Source organism: Novosphingobium sp. MBES04 (genome assembly GCF_000813185.1).
Classification (GTDB): domain Bacteria; phylum Pseudomonadota; class Alphaproteobacteria; order Sphingomonadales; family Sphingomonadaceae; genus Novosphingobium; species Novosphingobium decolorationis.
In genome coordinates, this window is sequence record NZ_DF850488.1 from 2,999,172 (window position 1) to 3,017,368 (window position 18,197).

Annotated in this window: 16 protein-coding genes and 1 pseudogene; 10 read left to right on the top strand and 7 right to left on the bottom strand. The window is 66.0% G+C overall.

Features of this window, described 5'->3' with window-relative positions; translation table 11 throughout:
- Positions 1-81: 81 nt before the first annotated feature.
- Positions 82-549 carry a hypothetical protein gene (locus tag MBENS4_RS13365; protein ID WP_199904419.1) on the bottom strand — a complete coding sequence of 156 codons (468 nt, stop codon included), beginning with the start codon at positions 547-549 and terminating at the stop codon, positions 82-84.
- 312 nt (positions 550-861) lie between these two features.
- On the opposite strand from MBENS4_RS13365, the gene MBENS4_RS24175 reads away from it, so the two are divergent.
- Together MBENS4_RS24175 and MBENS4_RS24180 are read left to right on the top strand one after the other, a co-directional pair.
- A complete protein-coding gene (locus MBENS4_RS24175) occupies positions 862-1,605 on the top strand; it encodes a hypothetical protein (protein ID WP_052322273.1) in 744 nt (247 codons plus the stop codon).
- Positions 1,569-2,630 carry a GGDEF domain-containing protein gene (locus tag MBENS4_RS24180; RefSeq protein WP_052322274.1) on the top strand — a complete coding sequence of 354 codons (1,062 nt, stop codon included), beginning with the start codon at positions 1,569-1,571 and terminating at the stop codon, positions 2,628-2,630. Before MBENS4_RS24175 ends, MBENS4_RS24180 begins: the two co-directional genes overlap by 37 nt.
- Positions 2,631-2,636: 6 nt before the next feature.
- Here MBENS4_RS24180 and MBENS4_RS13375 read toward each other — a convergent pair whose 3' ends face one another.
- Positions 2,637-3,089 (bottom strand): tRNA (cytidine(34)-2'-O)-methyltransferase, encoded by a 453-nt coding sequence (locus MBENS4_RS13375; protein WP_039391314.1) that lies wholly within the window; start codon positions 3,087-3,089, stop codon positions 2,637-2,639.
- 470 nt (positions 3,090-3,559) lie between these two features.
- Here MBENS4_RS13375 and MBENS4_RS13380 point away from each other — a divergent pair, with 470 nt between their 5' ends.
- The 7 genes from MBENS4_RS13380 to MBENS4_RS27210 all read left to right on the top strand — a co-directional run bounded on the left by MBENS4_RS13380 (position 3,560) and on the right by MBENS4_RS27210 (position 10,146).
- Complete coding sequence (locus MBENS4_RS13380) at positions 3,560-4,330, top strand: response regulator transcription factor (protein ID WP_052322383.1); 771 nt, start codon at positions 3,560-3,562, stop codon at positions 4,328-4,330.
- Positions 4,330-5,658, top strand: coding sequence for an ATP-binding protein (locus MBENS4_RS13385; RefSeq protein WP_039391315.1), 1,329 nt, complete (start codon positions 4,330-4,332; stop codon positions 5,656-5,658). The genes MBENS4_RS13380 and MBENS4_RS13385 overlap by 1 nt, the downstream gene beginning before the upstream one ends.
- A 160-nt stretch (positions 5,659-5,818) precedes the next feature.
- Positions 5,819-6,508: a carbonic anhydrase gene (locus tag MBENS4_RS13390; RefSeq protein ID WP_039391316.1), complete on the top strand. Its 690-nt coding sequence runs from the start codon at positions 5,819-5,821 to the stop codon at positions 6,506-6,508.
- Complete coding sequence (locus MBENS4_RS13395) at positions 6,508-8,046, top strand: SulP family inorganic anion transporter (RefSeq protein WP_039391318.1); 1,539 nt, start codon at positions 6,508-6,510, stop codon at positions 8,044-8,046. The genes MBENS4_RS13390 and MBENS4_RS13395 overlap by 1 nt, the downstream gene beginning before the upstream one ends.
- Before the next feature lie 315 nt (positions 8,047-8,361).
- Entirely contained in the window at positions 8,362-9,198 is an 837-nt protein-coding gene (locus tag MBENS4_RS13400; RefSeq protein WP_039391319.1) for a TorF family putative porin, read from the top strand.
- A gap of 175 nt (positions 9,199-9,373) precedes the next feature.
- On the top strand, positions 9,374-9,850 hold the full coding sequence (locus MBENS4_RS27205; RefSeq protein WP_255352655.1) for an SDR family NAD(P)-dependent oxidoreductase: 477 nt from the start codon (positions 9,374-9,376) through the stop codon (positions 9,848-9,850).
- The gene (locus tag MBENS4_RS27210; protein ID WP_255352662.1) at positions 9,799-10,146 is read left to right on the top strand and encodes an SDR family oxidoreductase; all 348 of its coding nucleotides are present in this window, start codon (positions 9,799-9,801) and stop codon (positions 10,144-10,146) included. The genes MBENS4_RS27205 and MBENS4_RS27210 overlap by 52 nt, the downstream gene beginning before the upstream one ends.
- 13 nt (positions 10,147-10,159) lie before the next feature.
- On the opposite strand, the gene MBENS4_RS13410 is transcribed toward MBENS4_RS27210, so the two are convergent.
- The 4 genes and pseudogenes from MBENS4_RS13410 to rimO form a co-directional block, all read right to left on the bottom strand.
- Positions 10,160-10,831 carry a YitT family protein gene (locus tag MBENS4_RS13410; protein ID WP_159108064.1) on the bottom strand — a complete coding sequence of 224 codons (672 nt, stop codon included), beginning with the start codon at positions 10,829-10,831 and terminating at the stop codon, positions 10,160-10,162.
- Between the two features lie 538 nt (positions 10,832-11,369).
- Entirely contained in the window at positions 11,370-13,715 is a 2,346-nt protein-coding gene (locus MBENS4_RS13415; RefSeq protein ID WP_039391321.1) for an arylsulfatase, read from the bottom strand.
- 328 nt (positions 13,716-14,043) lie between these two features.
- A pseudogene (locus tag MBENS4_RS13420) lies at positions 14,044-14,804 on the bottom strand (competence/damage-inducible protein A).
- A 365-nt stretch (positions 14,805-15,169) separates the two neighbouring features.
- Complete coding sequence (gene rimO / locus MBENS4_RS13425) at positions 15,170-16,576, bottom strand: 30S ribosomal protein S12 methylthiotransferase RimO (protein ID WP_039391323.1); 1,407 nt, start codon at positions 16,574-16,576, stop codon at positions 15,170-15,172.
- Between the two features lie 148 nt (positions 16,577-16,724).
- Between rimO and MBENS4_RS13430 the strand changes: the two genes are divergently transcribed.
- Positions 16,725-17,114 (top strand): DUF1761 domain-containing protein, encoded by a 390-nt coding sequence (locus MBENS4_RS13430; protein WP_039391325.1) that lies wholly within the window; start codon positions 16,725-16,727, stop codon positions 17,112-17,114.
- 16 nt (positions 17,115-17,130) lie between these two features.
- On the opposite strand, the gene MBENS4_RS13435 is transcribed toward MBENS4_RS13430, so the two are convergent.
- A complete protein-coding gene (locus tag MBENS4_RS13435) occupies positions 17,131-18,195 on the bottom strand; it encodes a potassium channel family protein (RefSeq protein WP_052322276.1) in 1,065 nt (354 codons plus the stop codon).
- Between the last annotated feature and the right edge of the window lie 2 nt (positions 18,196-18,197).

The window sequence follows — 18,197 nt, forward strand, 5'->3', positions numbered from 1 at the left end:
GCTGCGGCGCGCTTTGCGCGCGTACGCGGTTGCCGCCCTCTCATCTCGAGGCGTGGCAACCGCGCCCGCCGCCTGCCTGGCTCAGCGCCGGCCGCGCCGGTGATGGCCGTGCCGGCCGCGATCGTGGTGCCGGCCATGACGGCGCGAATGGTGCCGCCCGCCACGCCAGTCGCGCCCACCCCGGCGCCAGTCGCGGCGGGCATGGTGACGGGGCGCACGCCAGTCACGGCGATGGCTGCGGTAATAAGGCGCGTAGTAGCGGCTGTAGTAGCGGTCGCGGTAATACCGGTTGGGGCGGTCGGCGTAGTAGTAATAGTAGCCGGGGCGTCCGCGAACGGTGACGTAACGGCGCGAGGGGTACCAGTCACGATCATAGTAATAGCGGTCGTCGCGGTCCGCGAGAGCCGCGCCCACGGCAAGCCCCAGAACGCCCGCTCCGATGGCAATGGCGGCGTCGTTGCCGCCGTCGCGGTACCGGTCGCGGGCCATGGCCGGGGTGGCGGCGAGCAGGGCACCGGCCGCCGCCGCGGCGCCAATTCCCAGCTTCAAGCCAATGTTTCGAAACGCAGATTTCATCAAATTCAGCTCCCTTCCTGTGCCGGCCAAATACGGCGGGTTCGGCGGGCCGTGATGCCGCTGGGGCTAGCGGGGCGGGACTGAATGCCGACTGAATTCAGCGCGTGCGGGGGTGGGGCGAGGCAGGGGTGAGGCGGGCTGTTGCGCGCCACGTTCTCTCAAGAACCGTGCAGGTAAGACTTTCGTAGGTAAAAGTATCGCATTAGTGGACGCGCAATGATTCGCCTCAGCATGTCTTTTTTGCGTCGTTTTGAAAGAACTACGCATGTTTCTGGACTGCTGCTGTTGCTTGTCCTTCTCATCTTCGCGCTTCCGGTCGCTGCTTCGGCCGCGACGTCACATGTACTCGCCCCGACGTGCCATGCCGTGACGCCTCTGGCCCATCCCGGGGCGCCGGAAGCGGGTTTCCCGCACTTCACCTGTGCGGACGGGGCGCCCGAGCGCAGCCGTTACCAGCGTTCCAGCCTGTGGTACCGCATCGGCCTGGCCCAGTGGGACCGCGCCAACCATGCCGCAGAGGGCGGCCCGGTGCTGATGGTGGGAACCTCGCGTTTCGATCGCCTCGAGGTCTATTTCCGCTACGCCGATGGCGAAGTCCGGCGCCAGTCGGTGGTGCAGGGTGACTTTGGTGGGCACTGGCGCGCCGGGGGGCAGATCGCCTTCGAGCCGCCGGTGCGCGACCAGCCGCTTGCCGATATCGTGGTGCGTTTCGATCGGCTCGCCAGCGCCCGCCTGCTGCGGCTGCGGCTGGTCGATGTCGAGGATCTGAACTGGCAGGCGACGGCGCTCGCCGTTGCAGTGGGGGGCGCGTTGGTCCTGCTCGCGGTGGGGGCAATCTACAACTTGACGCTGGCGCTGACCGCGCACCGCCAGTTCGCGCTGTGGCAGAGTGGCTGGGCGGGCGTGATGTTCGTCTGGGGTGCCTGTGGTCGCAGCTGGCGCTGTTCATCTGGCCGGGAATGGCCGGGGCTCCGGCGGCGCAGGTGTGCACCATGCTGTCCTGTTTCGCCGTGGCGCTGGCAACCCTGAGCGCGGTCACGGCGCTGGAAGAGGGCAAGCTGCCCCGGGGCTTGCGCCGGGCCGTACTGCTCCTGGCAGGGTTGATCGCGCTTGTCGGCATTCCCCTGGGGCTGCTGCGCACGGGACCGATCGCGACGATCTCCAACCTGCTGGGCGTGGCGGTTCTCCTCGACCTGCTGCTGGTGGCGCTGTGCCTTGCGCTCGCCTGGCGGCGGGGCAGCCGCAAGGCGCGGCTCTACACCGCGGCCTGGGCGCTGCCGATGGCGACGCTCGGGCTCATCGAGTTCGCCGACATCGACGTCTGGTTCTATGGCGCGGGCTCGCAGATCCTGGTGCTGTGCGCGGCGGCCTGGCAGACCATCCTGCTGGCGGTCGCGATCTCGCGGGCCAGTGGGCAGGTGCGTATCGAGCGCGATCTGGCGCTGCGCAGCGAGGCCCAGGCCCAGGCCCAGGCGCGCCTCGACCCGCTGACGGGCCTGCGCAACCGCCGCGGCTTCATGGAGGCCATCGCGCCCATGCTCGAGGCGGCGGACCGCGAGGGGGCTTCCTTTGCACTGCTGCTCTTCGATGTCGACCGTTTCAAGCTGGTCAACGACACCTATGGGCACGACATCGGCGATGATGTGCTGGTTGCCATTGCGCAGGTCCTCGCCGCGCGCGAGGGCCCCTATTGCCGGGTCGCGCGCCTGGGCGGTGAGGAATTTGCGATGGCCGTGGCGGGCATGTCGGGCTTTGCGCTGCGCCGTTTTGCCGACAGCGTGCGGCGCGCGGTCGAGGGAATTGAGCACACCGGCGTGCTGGCGGGAAGCAAGGTGACCGTGTCGATCGGCCTTGCCGGCGTGTCGGAGCAGAAGGACCGGACGCTTGAGGGGACCTTCGCGCCCCTGCCGACCTTTCGCGATTTCTACCACGACGCGGACGCGGCGCTCTACCGGGCCAAGCGCGAAGGGCGCAACCGGGTCGCCGCGGCCATGGACGGGGATAGTCCGGGAGACGGCGACGGCGAGGAAGCCGAGGCCAGCGCGGTGCGCTGAGGCGTCTCAGCCGGGAAGGGCGCCTGTCTGACGCAGCGCTTCTCCCAGCGCCAGCGCGGCCGCAGTCGCCAGGTTGAGCGAGCGCACTTGCGCACGCAGGGGAATGCGCACCTGGGCATCACAGACCTGCGCAACCGTGTCGGGTACCCCTGCGCTTTCCTTGCCGAACAGCAGGATGTCGTCCGCGCGGTAGTCGAAGGCATAGGCGGACATCGTCGCCTTGGTGGTGAAGAGTACGCGCCGCTGCCCGGCATGCGCGCCCTGGAAGGCGGCGAAGTCGGCGTGGCGGGTGAAGTCGACATGGTCGATGTAGTCCATCGCCGCGCGGCGCACCCGTCGGTCGTCCCAGGCAAAGCCCATGGGCTCGATGAGGTCGATGGCTGTCCCCAGGCACGCGCCCAGGCGCAGGATGGCGCCGACGTTGCCGGCAATCTCGGGTTCGTAGAGAGCAATGCGCATGGCTCCGCTTGGCGGGCCTCGAGGCGGCTGGCAAGTCCTTGCGGCCACGGGAAACGGACGCCGTTATGGGTCGGAACATCTCTTTTTCGGTATTCGGCAACACTTCGTTACATTTCGGACGGTGGTTCGACACTGCACGTGTCCAGAAATGCGCCTGCCCATTGCGAAGAGGGGCACGCGTTCCATGCCTCTGGGGCGGCTTCGGCTGCCGGGGAAAGGGGCCGGACAGGGCCGTAACGTCGGGGCCGGGGAGGACGCCCGGAGCCGCACGTGGCTGGCCTGCCCGAGTGAAATCCTCTCGCGCGGGGACGGCTATCCTGGCGAAAGGTGGCCGTTTTCCTTCGTCGGATGCGGACCCGGGAGCCTCTCCCGGGGAATTTCGTTTTCCTCCCGTCCTTTACTCCTCTCATCCCGTTTGCGTCCGGAATCGGGTGGGGGTATAGCCAGAGAAGAACCAGATGCTTGAGCCGATGAACGTGTCCTCCACCAATACCTTTTCCAGCCCGCCGCAGTCCGGCCCCGCCACCGTTCTCCTGGTCGAGGACGACGGCGCGCTGCGCACGCTGACCGCCCGCGCGCTGCGCCAGAGCGGCTTCAACGTGCTCACCGCGGCCACCGGCGCGGAGATGTGGGTGACCTTGCGCGAATCCCCGGTCAGCCTTGTCGTGCTCGACATCATGCTGCCGGGCACGAGCGGTTTCGACCTGTTCCGCCGCCTGCGCCGCGAGAGCGACATTCCCATCATCTTCATCAGCGCACGCGGCAGCGAGGAAGACAGGGTACTCGGCCTCGAACTGGGCGCCGACGACTATCTTGCCAAGCCCTTCAGCACGCGCGAACTGGCCGCGCGGGTCAGTGCGGTCCTGCGCCGCGGCAATAGCGTGGGCGAAAGCGTCTCCGATTTCGGGGGCGATACCCGTTCGGCCGACACCATTGCCTTCGATGGCTGGCAGCTGTCGCAGGCCCGGCGCGAACTGCGCTCGCCCGATGGCGCGATCGTCGACCTGACCGGGGCCGAGTTCGACCTGCTCTCCACGTTCCTGGGCTATCCCCAGCGCGTGCTCGGCCGGGAACGGCTGATGGAGCTGTCGCGCTCGCGCATCGGCGACAGTTCGGATCGCAGCATCGACGTGCTGGTCAGCCGCCTGCGCCGCAAGCTCCAGGCCGAGGGCGGCGAATCGCCGATCGTGACCGTGCGCGGCGTGGGCTACATGTTCCGGGCCGAAGTGACCCGTCTCTGATGCTTCAGCGGGGGCTGGCCTTCGTCCGGCGCCTGGGATTGCCCGAGCGCCTGCTGGCCGTGCTCCTGCTGGTTGCGCTGGTCGATTTCTCGGCCAACACGCTCCTGTTCGAGAGCGCCAATTCCTTCGAGCTGCGGCGCGACGATGCCGAGCGTATTGCCGAGAACCTGCTGCTGGCCTCGCGCGCGGTGGAGCGGGTGGCGCCCGAGGCGCGCCCGCAGGTGACCAAGGCGCTCAGCACCTCGCGCTTCACGCTCGAATGGATCCCCTCCAGCCGCCGCTATCGGGGGCCTGTGGGGCTGGCCAAGCTGCGCGAGCAGGTCGTCGCCTTCGAGCCCGAGCTCGTGCGCTCGGACATCGAACTGCATCTCGATGAGGTGCCCGGGCGCGGCAATATCGGGGGCTCGATGCTGCTGGCCGACAGCAGCGTCCTGAAGTTCCACACCCACGCCAACGCGGCCTGGAAGCTGACGGCGGGACGGCTGGCGAGCATGATCCTGCCCACGCTGCTCCTGATCCTGCTGGCCTGGGTGCTGCTGCGCGCCGCACTTGGCCCCTTGCGCGCGGTGATCGGGGCGACCCACGAGTTCGGTTCAGGACCGCTGCGCCTCGTGCCCGAACGCGGGCCCGACGAGATGCGCCAGCTCATCCGCGCGATGAACGCCATGCAGGAGCGCATCCATCAGTCGCTCAAGGACCGCACGCAGACGATGCTGGCGATTGGGCATGACCTGAAGACGCCGCTTGCGCGTATGCGCCTGCGTCTCGACGACGAACGCCTCGCACCCGACATGCGCGAGGGGATGTCGCGCGACATCGACGAGATGCGCATGCTCATCGAATCGATCCAGGCCTATGTCGACACCGGCGGCGAGGCGATCCCGACCGAGCGCATCGACGTCGCCGTCATGGCCCAGACCCTCGTCGACACCCAGGCCGACCACGGCGCGGATGCGACCTACGAGGGGGCATCCCACGCCGTGGTGCGGGCCCGTCCGGTGCAGATCCGGCGCGCGCTCTCCAATCTCATCGAGAACGCACTGCATTACGGGGGCAACGTGCGCGTGCACCTGCGCAAGGACGGGGACGGGGTGGAGATCGTCGTCGAGGACGATGGTCCGGGCATCCCGGAAGAGCGCATTGCCGATGCCATGCAGCCCTTCGTCCGGCTCGATTCGGCGCGTGCACGCGATACGGCGGGGATGGGCCTTGGTCTTCCCATCGTCCAGCGCGCGGTGCGCATGGAGAACGGAACGATCGACCTGCGCAACCGCGCCGAAGGTGGCTTGCGCGCAACGGTGCGACTTCCCCTTGCGCCAAGTTCCTGACTTTGTTTCAGAAATTGCAACGCATATTGCCCTGAATGCAATCAGCAAGACTTCGTTACATTCACGAACATGCGTGGACACCTGCCTGACATAGATTTGGGCTCAATCTTGGCGCCTGTGTGTGCCTGGTTGCCCGATTCCTATTGTGAGGTGACGAAACGTGAACGAACTCATTGGTCGCGTCTTCCATTTCGAGAAGTCCATCTTCCCGGCCAGCAGTGAGCTGTTCGGGAAACTCGCCACCCATGGTCAGTCGCCCAAGGCGCTGATGATTTCCTGCGCGGATTCGCGCATCGTGCCCGAGCAGATCATGCAGGCGCAGCCCGGCGACCTGTTCGTGTGCCGCAACGCGGGCAACATCGTGCCGACCTATTCCACCCACAACGGCGGTGTCACCTCGACGGTCGAATACGCCGTGGTCGCGCTCGGTGTCAGCGACATCATCGTGTGCGGCCACTCGGACTGCGGCGCGATGAAGGCGCTGGCCGATCCCACGGGGCTGGAGGCGATGCCCAACGTCGCAGGCTGGCTCCGGAACGGTGCGGCGGCCGAGCACATCGTCTCGACCTGCCACCCCGAACTGACCGGCTCCGAGCGCGTGCGCGCTATTACACTTGAGAACATCATCGCGCAGATTGCGCACCTGCGCACCCATCCGTCCGTCGCGGCGGGCATCGCGCGCGGGGAAATCACCCTTCACGGCTGGTTCGTCGACATCCACGCCGGCCAGGTTCTCGGTCTCGATGGCGAGACCGGCGAATTCGTGGCGCTGCGCGAAGATCGCGAACTTCCCGTGGCCCTGCGCGCCAAGGCGCGCATCGCCACCGAACTTGCAGAGGCTGCCGAATAATGAGTACCTCCACCACCGCGCCGGCGTCCGAAGGGCGCACCGGCCTCTTCGCGCACTTCGGACGGGACTTCACCGCCTCGATCGTGGTGTTCCTGGTGGCCATGCCGCTGTGCATGGGCATCGCCATCGCCTCGGGTGTGCCGCCCGAAAAGGGGCTGGTGACGGGCATCATCGGCGGCATCATCGTGGGCCTCTTTGCAGGTTCGCCGCTTCAGGTTTCCGGGCCCGCTGCGGGTCTAGCCGTGATCGTCTTCGAATTCGTGCGCGAGCATGGGCTCGAGGCGCTCGGCCCGGTGCTGCTGCTGGCCGGCGTGCTCCAGCTCGTGGCAGGCTGGGCAAAGCTGGGCGGCCTGTTTCGCGCGATCAGCCCGGCGGTTGTCCACGGCATGCTGGCGGGCATCGGTGCGCTTATCGTGATCGGCCAGTTCCACATCCTCTTCGATGAGAAGCCGCTCTCCAACGGCGTCGAGAACCTCGCCGCGATCCCCGGCCGCGTCTTCGGCCTCGATTTCTCGAGCGTCGCGGCGACCGAGATCGCGCTGGGCCTGGGCGTCCTTACCATCGTCGTGATGGTCGGCTGGGAAAAGCTGCGTCCCAAGTCGATGGCGCTCGTCCCGGGCGCGCTGCTCGGCGTTGTTTCGGCAACCGTGATGGCCTGGGGGCTGGGGCTCGAGGTCGCGCGCATCGAGGTTCCGGCCTCGATCGGCTCGGCCTTCGCGCTGCCCACCAGCACCGCCTGGTTCGCTCCGCTCGCGAGCCCCGCGCTTCTCGTCACCGCGCTTGCCATCGCCTTCATCGCCAGCGCCGAGACGCTGCTTTCGGCCGCGGCGGTTGACCGCATGCACGACGGTGTGCGCACCAAGTACGACAAGGAACTGAGCGCGCAAGGTATCGGCAACATGCTGTGCGGCCTTGTCGGCGCGCTGCCGATGACGGGTGTCATCGTGCGTTCCTCGGCGAACGTCCAGGCGGGCGCGAAGACGCGCCTGTCGACGATCTTCCACGGTATCTGGATCCTGGGCTTCATCGCGCTGCTTCCCTGGCTCCTGCGCGAAGTGCCGATGGCCTCGCTCGGTGGTGTCCTGGTGATCACCGGCTGGCGCCTCGTCAGCCTCAAGCACGTCACGCACCTCTACAAGAACCACGGCTACCTGCCTGCGGCGATCTGGGCGGTGACCTTCGTGCTGGTCGTCACCACCGATCTGTTGACCGGCGTTCTCGTTGGCCTCGCGCTCTCGGTTGTCGAACTGCTGCCGCACCTTCGCGACATCCGTCTCAAGGTGCATGAGCATGACGAGGAACACGGCCGCCGCGTCGAGCTGCACGGGGCTGCGACTTTCCTGGGCCTCACCAAGCTCAACACCGTGCTGGAGCGTCAGCCCCACGGCGAGCCGGTTCACCTCGACCTCGAACGCGTGAAGGGCATGGATCACACCACGGCCGAAACGCTGGCGGAGTGGATCGCGCGCCGTCGCCAAGGAGGGCACGAGGACCGCGTCACGGGCGATGCCTCGATCATGGCCGCCATGCGCGCCTGAGGCATCATTACCCTGAGTTTTGCAATGCGAAGCGGCTCTTCGCCCACGCTGGATCGGTCCGGCCGGGCGGAGAGCCGAATTCGTTTGCGGTCCCAATATTGCGCTATTTGCACGACAAATATGCGTTTGTTGCAACAAGGCAACAATATTAGATCAAAGTGATCACTTGTGAAACGAAGTGATTTGCAAAGGGCCGCGTTAAGCTTATTCCGAGCCTTGCTGTTTCGGAACGGGTCCACCTCGAAGTGAAGGCCCGGCGGGGGAGCCGCAGGATGGAACGTAAAAACCACATGAAAAATGAGGGACGTTCCAGAAATGAAGATTCGTATGCTCGCAGGCGCGGCCTGCCTTGCCCTTTCGTGCTTCGCCGTCGCCAACCCTGCGGCAGCCCAGGACGATTCCGGCCTCACCGTCTCGGGTGAAGCGACCCTGGTGACCGACTATCGCTATCGCGGCGTCTCGATGACCGACCGCGAAATGGCGATCCAGGCGGGCATCCAGGTTACCCATGAAAGCGGCTTCTACGCCGGTACCTGGGGCTCGAACCTTTCGGGCTGGGGCACCTTCGGCGGCTCGAACACCGAGCTCGACCTCTTCGCGGGCTACAGCACGGACCTGGGTAACGGTCTCAATGTCGATGCGGGCCTGACCTGGATCATGTTCCCCGGCGGCCTCGACACCACCGACTTTGCCGAACTCTACGCGACCGTGTCGGGCGACGTGGGCCCTGTGAACATCGGCGTGGGCATCAACTATGCGCCCAAGCAGGAAGCGCTCGGCACCTGGTACTACAGCGGCTTCTCGGACGGCTACGACGATCCGGGCGACAAGGGCGACAACCTCTACCTGCACACCGACCTCAGCGCCGGGATCCCCGACACGCCGCTGACGCTGAACGCGCACTTTGGCTATTCGAACGGCAATGCAGGCCTCGGCCCCTGGGGCACCAGCCTCGCGCCGACCGGCGAGTACATCGACTGGAGCCTGGGAGCGGACTACGCGCTCGGCCCGCTGACGCTGGGCGTCGCCTATGTCGACACCGACATCTCGCGCTCGGAATCGAACTACCTCGGCTCGGGCTTCCGTTCGAGCAAGAACGGCTCCGTGATTTCCGGCTCGACCGTGGTCTTCAAGGTTTCGGCCGGCTTCTGATCGCGTTTCCTTCGGGAATGCAGGAGGGCCCCTCGGCGCATATGTGCCGGGGGGCTTTCCTTTTATGTGGTGCATGTGCGCATGCGCGGATTGCAGGGAGCCGGGCGCGGGGGCGGTGCGTTGCAAGGGCATCTGGCCCGACAGACGGGCATCCTGAAAAACCCAAGGACCCCACATGCAACGCTTCACCGACAAGACCGTCATTGTCACCGGCGCCTCGAGCGGGATCGGCGCGGCCGCCGCGCGCCGCTTCGCCTCCGAGGGCGCCAACGTCGTTCTCAACGCCCGTTCGCGCGAGGACCTGGAAGCACTCGCGGCCGATCTGGATCCCGCCCGAACGCTGTGTGTCGCAGGCGATATCGCGCAGATCGGGTTTCCGGACGATCTTGTAGCCAGAACGGTGGCGAAGTTCGGCGGCCTCGACGTGCTTTACGCCAATGCGGGCGTCGCGACCTCGGGGGCGTTCGGCGAGGCGAGCGATGAGGACATCGACCGGGTGATCGACATCAACGTCAAGGGATCGCTGCGCTGCGCGCGGGCGCCTATGGCGAGCTCAAGAAAAGCAAGGGCGCGATCGTCTTTACCTCCAGCGCCTCCGGGATCGGGGGCGACTACAACATGGTCATCTACACCGCCTCGAAGGGCGCGGTGACGCAGATGACGCGCTCGATGGCGCTCGAATGGGGACAGGATGGCATTCGCGTCAACGCGGTGTGCCCCGCGATGACCCGCACCAGGATGGCGGGCGACCTGATGGAAAACCCCGCGATCGAGGAGGCCTTCTACCAGCGCGCGGCGATCAAGCGCTTTGGCGAGCCCGAGGACGTGGCCGATGTCGTCGCGTTCCTCGCCTCGGACGATGCGCGTTTCGTGACGGGGGTGAACCTGCCGGTCGACGGCGGGGTGAGCGCTTCGAACGGCCAGCCCAACTTCCCCGCACTGTCGTGACGGTGCGCGCGGCTCAGTAGCCGGTGTAGCGGCCCGGGCGGTGCCAGACGTAAAGGATGCCGCCCGTCGCCGCGACACCCAAGAGCGACCACAGCATGCGCGTGAGGTCGAGGCTGATGAGCGAGAAGGCGAGCACGCAGGCATCGAACAGCATCTGGGAACGGCCCGCGTTCCACCCGCGCGTGCGGTAGAGCCACAGGACGATGGCGCCTGAACCGCCCGAGCCGGCGGCGTGGCGGGCAAGGGCCAGCGCGCCCATGCCGATCACCGTGCCCCCGACAATGGCGGCCACCGGCGTGCTGATCCGGGCGATCTCGAAGACCTGCGGGGTGATTCCGGTCAGCGCGAAGACGCCGAAGGTGACGATCAGCGTCTTGACCAGAAACGCGCGGCCCATGGAGCGGATGGTAATGGCCAGCATCGGCAGCGTCAGGACGCCGTAGAGCACGCCAACGGGCAGGCCGGTCAGGTAGCTCAGCGTCAGCGCCATGCCCGCAACGCCGCCCGTGGCAAGTTCCGCCTTCTGCAGGATGACCACGCCCAGCGAGAGCAGGACCGTGCCCACGCACAGCGCATAGACGTCCTCGAACAGGCTGTGCGGCGTGCCATCGGGAATCGCCCCTTGACGCGCCCGGGTCAATTCGGGCCGGTCCATGGTCTCGGCGGGCACAGGGGTATCCGTCACAACGCAATCCTCTTCAAAGCCTTGCGCCTTTCCGGCACCGCGCCGCCGGATCATCCTGCCCCTGTTTTTATGTTGCGCGATTGTAGTTCAAAATACCTCGCTTGTGCAAGGTAATATCTTGGGCCAATTGCATGGGAGGGGCTTGGTAGACCGTGCGGTCAAGGGAAGGCGTTAGGCAAACGACAGGCATCTGAAATGGAAGAGGAAAAGGATGATTCCGAGGGCCATCGCCCTCGGGCTCCCGAAATCGGAGAGGGCAGGCCGTGCCGAGGAATAGGCGCTCTGCCGTCACCCTTGGCTTCCTGTGTTTCGCGGGCATAGGTGCTATGGCGGCTGGGCGCCCATTCTAGCCATTCAGCGCGGCTAGCGCCCTATCCGAAAGCTGCCGTTCAGGCTGCTCCGGCATCCATCAATTTAGTAAGTCGTGGCTGGCCCAGCCTCAAGGCCTCGGCTTCACTATAATGCGGTGATATGCTGCCAATGCACCCGGGAACTATCGCGAAACAGTTCCCGGGAATAGCGAACAAAGTGGCCAGCACTATTTCCCCAATTTGACGGTGACGTCCTTGAGCACACCCTCGAAGGTGAAGGGGCCGGTGTAGTCGTACGTCACCGGAGTGCCGGTATCAGTCCCGATGTCCTGGTTCTCGGACAGCGAGTACTTGAAGGGCGTGGTGCGCGCGACGGGTCCTGTGGCCACTTGCTGGCCATCGACCGAAAGCGTCAGCGTGCCGTTCTTGCCCATCTCGCTGCCGCCCGCATAGGCGAACTGCATCGTCAGCTGGTGCTCGCCCGCGGGTACCGGCGTGGTGCTGGCAACCGCGTAGCGCTCCACGTCGATAAAGTTGTGCGCCGCCTTGAGCAGGCCATCCTTGAGGTAGAACGCCCAGCCGCCGGTGTTGCCGCCCTGGGTGAAGATCACGCCGTTCGCGTTGGCATCGATCATCACATTGGCGGTCACGCTGAAGGACTTGTTCTTGAGATCGGGCGCGGAGGCCTCGGGCAGGCCCGCCATGATCCCGTGGTAGGTAAAGGTGGTGCGGCCCGCGGCCAGGTTGGGCTTGCCGGTGGCTTCCGCACTGAAGCGCTCGGCCCCGCGCCAGTCGAGCGGCAGCGCCTTGTTGGCAGACGCCTGCGCCCACCACAGCGCCTTCAGTTCCTCCAGCTTTTCGGGGTACTTGGTGGCGACATCGACCGCCTGGCTGAAGTCGGTCTCCAGGTTATAGAGTTCCCACTTCGCGGTCATCGGGTCGAATTCACCGCGCTCGGGCTCCCAGGGTTCGAAGGCGAGCGAGGCCGCCCACCAGCCCTCGTGGTACATCGCCCGGTTAGTGACCATCTCGAAGTACTGCATATTGCGGATGGCTTCGGCGCTGGGATCGTTGAGAGTGGGCAGGAAGCTCTTGCCCTGGATCGGGGTCTGCTCGACCCCGTTCACGCTGCGCGGCTGCGCGATGTGCGCCGCCTCCAGGATCGTGGGGGCGACATCGATGACGTGGACGAACTGGTCGCGCACCTGCCCCTTGGCGGCAGTCGCGCGCGGGTACTTCACGATCATCGGGTTGCGCACTCCGCCCAGGTGACTGGCGACCTGTTTGGTCCACTGGAAGGGTGTGTCGACTGCCCAGGCCCAAGCCGCCGGGAAGTGGTTGAAGTGCATCTCGGTGCCGATCTCGTCGATCCGCGCGAGCATGTCGTCTGGCGTCATCAGGTAGGAATTGAAGAACGCGTTCTCGTTGAGCGTGCCGTCAAAACCGCCTTCGGCCGAGGCGCCGTTATCGCCCACAATGTAGATGATCATCGTGTTGTCGGCATCAGGTAGGCTTTCCACGTAGTCGATGACCCGGCCCACTTCCTGATCGACCTGGTATCCGAAGGCCGCAAAGACCTCCATCATCCGCGCGTAGAGCCGCTTCTGGTCGGCATCGAGAGTGTTCCAGGCAGGCAGGCTCTTGGGCCGCGGGGTCAGCTTCGCGTCGGCCGGGATGATCCCCATCTCCTTCTGCCGCTGGAAGGTCATCTCGCGGTAGGCGTCCCAGCCCATGTCGAACTGGCCCTTGAACTTCGCAATGAGTTCGGGCGGCGCCTGGTGCGGAGCGTGGGTGGCCGCGGGCGCAAGGTAGGCCAGCCAGGGCTTGTCGGGCTGCACCGATTCCAGCTGCTGGAGCCAGTTGATAGTCTTGTCGGCAAGGTCGGTGGAGAGGATGTAGTCATCCCGCGTCGGGGTGCCGACCGCGGTCTGGTTCTCGTAGAGATAGGGGCGGATCTGGTTGGTGTCGCCCGCCATGAAACCGTAGAAATAGTCGAAGCCCAGCCCGTTGGGCCAGTGGTTGAAGGGCCCCATCACGCTGGTCTCGTAGATCGGGGTGTTGTGGTTCTTGCCGATCCAGGCGGTGACATACCCGTTCTGGTGCAACGTCTCGGCGAAGGTGGCCGTGTCGGCGGGGATGATCCCGGTATAGCCGTCATAGCCCGTCGCCAGCTCGGTGATGACGCCCGTGCCCGAGACGTTGTGGTTGCGGCCCGTCAGCAGGGCGGCGCGCGTGGGCGAGCACAGCGCGGTGGTGTGAAAGCGATTGTAGGTGACACCGTCCGCCGCAAGCTTTTCCATGGCGGGCGAAGGCACTGCCCCGCCGGTCACGCTGAACTGTCCGAAGCCCACGTCGTCGAGCAGGACGAGGAGCACATTGGGCGCCCCCTCGGGCGCGGTGATCGGTGCGGGAAACTGCGGCGCGTCGGAATTGAGATAGGTCGTTCCGACCGCGCCTGTGAACTTCTTCTCGGCATAGGGCAGCGTCACCTGCCCGTCCTGCGCGGCCAGCGGCTCGGCCGGCTCCTGGGCCTGCGCCGGGATGGACAGTCCCATGGTGCTGCAGGATGCCATGAGTATTGTCGAAACCTTTGCCAAGAATTTCATTGTCATCGCCCCATCTAGGCAGGCCAGCGCCTGCGTCTCGCACAGGGAGGCTGTCACGCCTCTAAAGACGATGGCATAGGGGATTACCCTGATAGGTCTCGCGCAGCACCCCTGATCTGGAGAGGGCCGACTTGCGCCCGTCTATGGCACTCCGGATAGGGCGCTTCGAATACAGCGGCCATCCTTCATGGATTGAGGTGAAAAGGCAGGACTGCGCTCGACAGTTTGGGGAGCCCGAGGGCGATGGCCCTCGGACATCACTTTTTGTCCGGTCTTCTCGAAGGAAGCGGGCGGGTCAGATCCCGCCGAAGACGGCGGTGCGGCCGAGGGCCTGGAGGCCGGTGGTGAGGGCGCGGGTGCAGGCGGCGAGGTCGTCGGCTTCGGTGGAGCGCACGACGAAGTTGGCGCCGGTGCGCCCTTCGCCCCAGAACGGGTAGGAGCCGATCTGGCAGGTGGGGTGGGCCTTTTCGGTCTCGCGCAGGAGCTCGGCGACTTCGCTTTCGCCGACCCAGCAGCCGATGGTCTCGGAGAGGAGCGGCGCGCCGCCTTCGAGCGTGCCGGTCAGCGCATCGAGCATGCCCGCGGTGATGCTGGGGACGCCGGCCATGATGAAGATGTTTTCCGCGCGGATACCCGGGGCCCCGGTGTAGCGGTTGGGGATGAGGCTCGCGCCTTCGGGCGTGCGGGCCATGCGCAGGCGCGCTTCGGTGAGGCCGCCGCGGGTGGTGTAGTATCTTCGAGGATCGCGCGCGCTTCGGGGTGGACGATGACGGGCACGCCCAGCGCCTGCGAGATGGCATCGACGGTGATGTCGTCGTGCGTGGGGCCGATGCCGCCGGTGGTGAAGAGGTAGTCGTTGCGCGCGCGCAGGGTGTTGACGGCCTCGACGATGGCGTCGGTCTCATCCGCGACCACGCGCACTTCCTTCAGGCGAATGCCCTGGATCTGCAGCCAGGTGGCGACTTGCGCGATGTTCTTGTCGTGCGTGCGTCCCGAGAGGATTTCATCGCCGATGACGACGAGGGCGGCCGTGTAGATTCGCGAAGGAGTAGGCATGTCCCTTCGCTAGGCCAAATGCGCGCACGGGGCCAGACCTCGCAGCCTCAAGGGGCTGATTCCCGATGCGAAAAGTGGCTCTGATCGCAGGGCAAAAAAAAGGCCGGCCCGAAGGCCAGCCTATGGAAGTTTTTTGGGAGAGGATGCCTGAAAGGCGCATTCTGTATGCGCCGGGACGGGCTTCGCTGCAAATGCGAAAAAAAGCTGGCAAAATTGCATTTTGCGCAATCGAATGGTGCATGAAATGCGTCTTTCCTCGATATTAACCCGCTAACATGCTGGAAATACGCCATTATCGCGTATCGCGCAGATACGAAAAAGGACCCCGCGCCGGGCGCGGAGTCCTACCAAGTTCGACTATAGTATTACGCCTGGGCGATGGCGCCGAACAGATCGTGCTCGTCGGCGTCCTCGATGTGCACTGCAACGATGTCGCCCGGAGCGAGATTCGGGTCGACGTCGCGCAGGTACACGGCGCCGTCGATCTCGGGGGCGTCGGCCTGCGAGCGGCCAGTTGCGCCGACATCGCCGTCCTCGTCGGGCGCGCCCACCTCGTCGATGATGACGGGGAGCACGCGGCCGATCTTGGCCTGGAGCTTGGCGGCGCTGATCGCGGCGGTCTTCTCCATGATGCGCGCGTAACGCTCTTCCTTGACCTCTTCGGGCACGGCGCCCGGAAGGTCGTTCGCGGCCGCGCCTTCGACGGGTTCGAAGCGGAACGCGCCGACACGGTCAAGCTGGGCCTCGTCGAGCCAGTCGAGGAGGTACTCGAAATCGGCCTCGGTCTCGCCGGGGAAGCCGACCACGAAGCTGGAACGGATCGCGATGTCGGGGCAGATCTCGCGCCAGGAACGCAGGCGCTCGAGGACCTTGGCCTCGTTCGCCGGGCGCTTCATCGACTTGAGGACAGACGGCGCGGCGTGCTGGAAGGGAATGTCGAGGTAGGGCGTGATCAGCCCCTCGGCCATCAGCGGGATGACCTGGTCGACGTGCGGGTAGGGGTAGACATAGTGCAGGCGCACCCAGGGGCGCTGGCCGCTGGCGTCGGTCAGCTGGCCCAGTTCGCGCGCGAGGTCGGTCATGTGGGTGCGGACCGCGTGGTCCTTCCAGGTGCGCTCCTCGTGGCGCACATCGACGCCATAGGCCGAGGTGTCCTGGCTGATGACGAGCAGTTCGCGCGTGCCAGCCTGGACCAGCTTCTCCGCCTCGCGCAGCACCGCATCGATCCGCCGGCTGGCGAGCTTGCCGCGCAGCGAAGGGATGATGCAGAACGAGCAGGCGTGGTTGCAGCCCTCGGAAATCTTGAGATAGCCGTAGTGGCGCGGGGTCAGCTTGATGCCGCCGTCCGCGCTGTCGGCGGTGAATTCGCCGCCGCGCGCCTGCGGGATGAGGTCGACGTAAGGCGAAAGCTCCGGCGGGGCTGCGTGGTGCACGGCGCCCACCACGTCCTCGTACTGATGCGCGCCGGTAATGGCGAGCACGTCGGGGAAGCGCGCGCGGATGGCGTCGGCCTCGTTGCCCATGCAGCCGGTGACGATCACGCGGCCGTTCTCGGCCATCGCTTCGCCGATCGCGGCAAGGCTTTCCTCCTTGGCGGAATCGAGAAAGCCGCAGGTGTTGACGAGGACGACGTCGGCACCCGCATAGTCGGGGCTCATCGTGTAGCCGTCGGCACGCAGGCGCGTGAGGATACGCTCGGAATCGACGAGCGCCTTGGGGCAGCCGAGGCTGACCATGCCGACCTTGGGCGGAGAGGGAATTTCAATAGCCATGGGATGGGGCGCCCGATACGCGCTTTGCGGCGCGGAGTCACGCAAAACGAACGCTTGGTCGCGACCTGTGGAGTTCACGAGGACCAAGGCCTTGTTTCTCAAGGCTCAGGCTGCAAGGACAGGGCAATTCCGAAGAACGAGGAAAGAGATGGGTCCTGTAAACTGGCTGGCGGTGGTGCTGGCGACGATCGTGGCGATGGTCATCGGCCTGCTGTGGAATGGGCTTCCGCTGCAGGAACGCCGCTTCCAGCCGCGTCCGGCGCGCCGCGTGGGGGCCTATGTCGGGGTCACGCTCGCCTGTTTCCTGGCCGCGGCCATGTTCGGCCATTCTTTCGCCCGGATCGGTGCGGCGACGCTGCAGGCCAAGCCCTGGCTCTACTTCATGCAGACCGGCGGCATCGCGCTGGCCTTCGTGATCCCGGCGGTGTGGATCACCAATTCGCGCAACCGCACCCAGGCGCCCCAGTTCCTGGCCGACTGCCTGTTCTGGCCGGTGATCTACCTGGCCATGGCGGTGGTGTTCTGGCTCTTGGGCTGAACTTTCCGGGGCCCTGTCAGGGCGTCGGATCGTCCTCTTCCCAGCCCGTGGACGTGATCTCGACGACGATATCGCCCGGCTCCAGCGTGTGCGCCTCGTCCTGCCAGAAGCCGATGGCCCTGGTGCCGCGATAGATGCGAAGGCCCTTGCCGGTGGTGATCTCGGCAAGGGGGCGGCCGATCTCGTCCTTGGCGACGGGGCGCTCGACAAGCTGGACCCGGCCGGTCACCGAGGCGAGGTCGGAGAGGTACTCCGAGATGTGCTTGCCCTCGGCGGAACCGGCCAGCAGGAGCCCTGTGAAGCGCACCGGATTGATGACGTTGTCCGCGCCCGCCTGACGGGCGAGCAGTTCGTTGTCGTCCGCGCGCACGACGGCGGTGATCGGGACCTTGGGGGCCATGTGGCGGGCGGTCAGGATGATGAGGATGGTGGTGTCGTCGCGCCCGGCCGAGACAAGGACCGTGCGGGCGCGGCTGATGCGTACCGCGTTCAGGGTCTCGTCGCGGGTGGCGTCGCCCTCCAGCACGTTGCACCCGGCCTGTTCGGCCAGCGCGAGGCGTGCAGGCGAGGGGTCGATGACGACGATGCACGAGGGATCGGTGTCGCGGGCGATCAGCTCGGCCACCGCTTCGGAGCCGCTGACGCCGTAGCCGAGCACGACGATATGGTCCTCGAGGCGTTCCTGGATGCGCTTCATGCGCCACTTCTCCCAGCTGCGCTTGATGATGAAATTGTAGGCCGTGCCGACGAAGATGTAGATGACGGCCAGACGGATCGGGGTGACGATGATCGCTTCGACCAGACGTGACTTGTCGCTGACCGGCGCAATGTCGCCAAACCCGGTCGTGGTGATCGAGATCATCGTGAAATAGACGACGTCGAGGAAGCTGACTTCGCCATCGAAGCTGTCGCGCAGGCCATCGCGGTCGAGCCAGTGGACCAGCACGACGATCGAGATCAGCGCGAGCGCGGCGCCGATGCGCAGCGCCACGTCCGCCCAGACCGGCACGGCGAGCGCGCGGCGCAGCGGCTTGAACATGGCGGGAAGGGGACGTCGCCGGGGGCGCTGTGATTTCAGCATGG

Coding starts and splice junctions, on each gene's coding strand:
- MBENS4_RS13395 (WP_039391318.1), top strand. CDS start 6,508: ATGAGTACCTCCACCACCGCGCCGGCGTCCGAAGGGCGCACCGGCCTC.
- MBENS4_RS13430 (WP_039391325.1), top strand. CDS start 16,725: ATGGGTCCTGTAAACTGGCTGGCGGTGGTGCTGGCGACGATCGTGGCG.
- rimO (WP_039391323.1), bottom strand. CDS start 16,576: ATGGCTATTGAAATTCCCTCTCCGCCCAAGGTCGGCATGGTCAGCCTC.
- MBENS4_RS27205 (WP_255352655.1), top strand. CDS start 9,374: ATGCAACGCTTCACCGACAAGACCGTCATTGTCACCGGCGCCTCGAGC.
- MBENS4_RS24180 (WP_052322274.1), top strand. CDS start 1,569: ATGCTGTCCTGTTTCGCCGTGGCGCTGGCAACCCTGAGCGCGGTCACG.
- MBENS4_RS13400 (WP_039391319.1), top strand. CDS start 8,362: ATGAAGATTCGTATGCTCGCAGGCGCGGCCTGCCTTGCCCTTTCGTGC.
- MBENS4_RS13435 (WP_052322276.1), bottom strand. CDS start 18,195: ATGCTGAAATCACAGCGCCCCCGGCGACGTCCCCTTCCCGCCATGTTC.
- MBENS4_RS13380 (WP_052322383.1), top strand. CDS start 3,560: ATGAACGTGTCCTCCACCAATACCTTTTCCAGCCCGCCGCAGTCCGGC.
- MBENS4_RS13415 (WP_039391321.1), bottom strand. CDS start 13,715: ATGGCATCCTGCAGCACCATGGGACTGTCCATCCCGGCGCAGGCCCAG.
- MBENS4_RS13385 (WP_039391315.1), top strand. CDS start 4,330: ATGCTTCAGCGGGGGCTGGCCTTCGTCCGGCGCCTGGGATTGCCCGAG.
- MBENS4_RS13375 (WP_039391314.1), bottom strand. CDS start 3,089: ATGCGCATTGCTCTCTACGAACCCGAGATTGCCGGCAACGTCGGCGCC.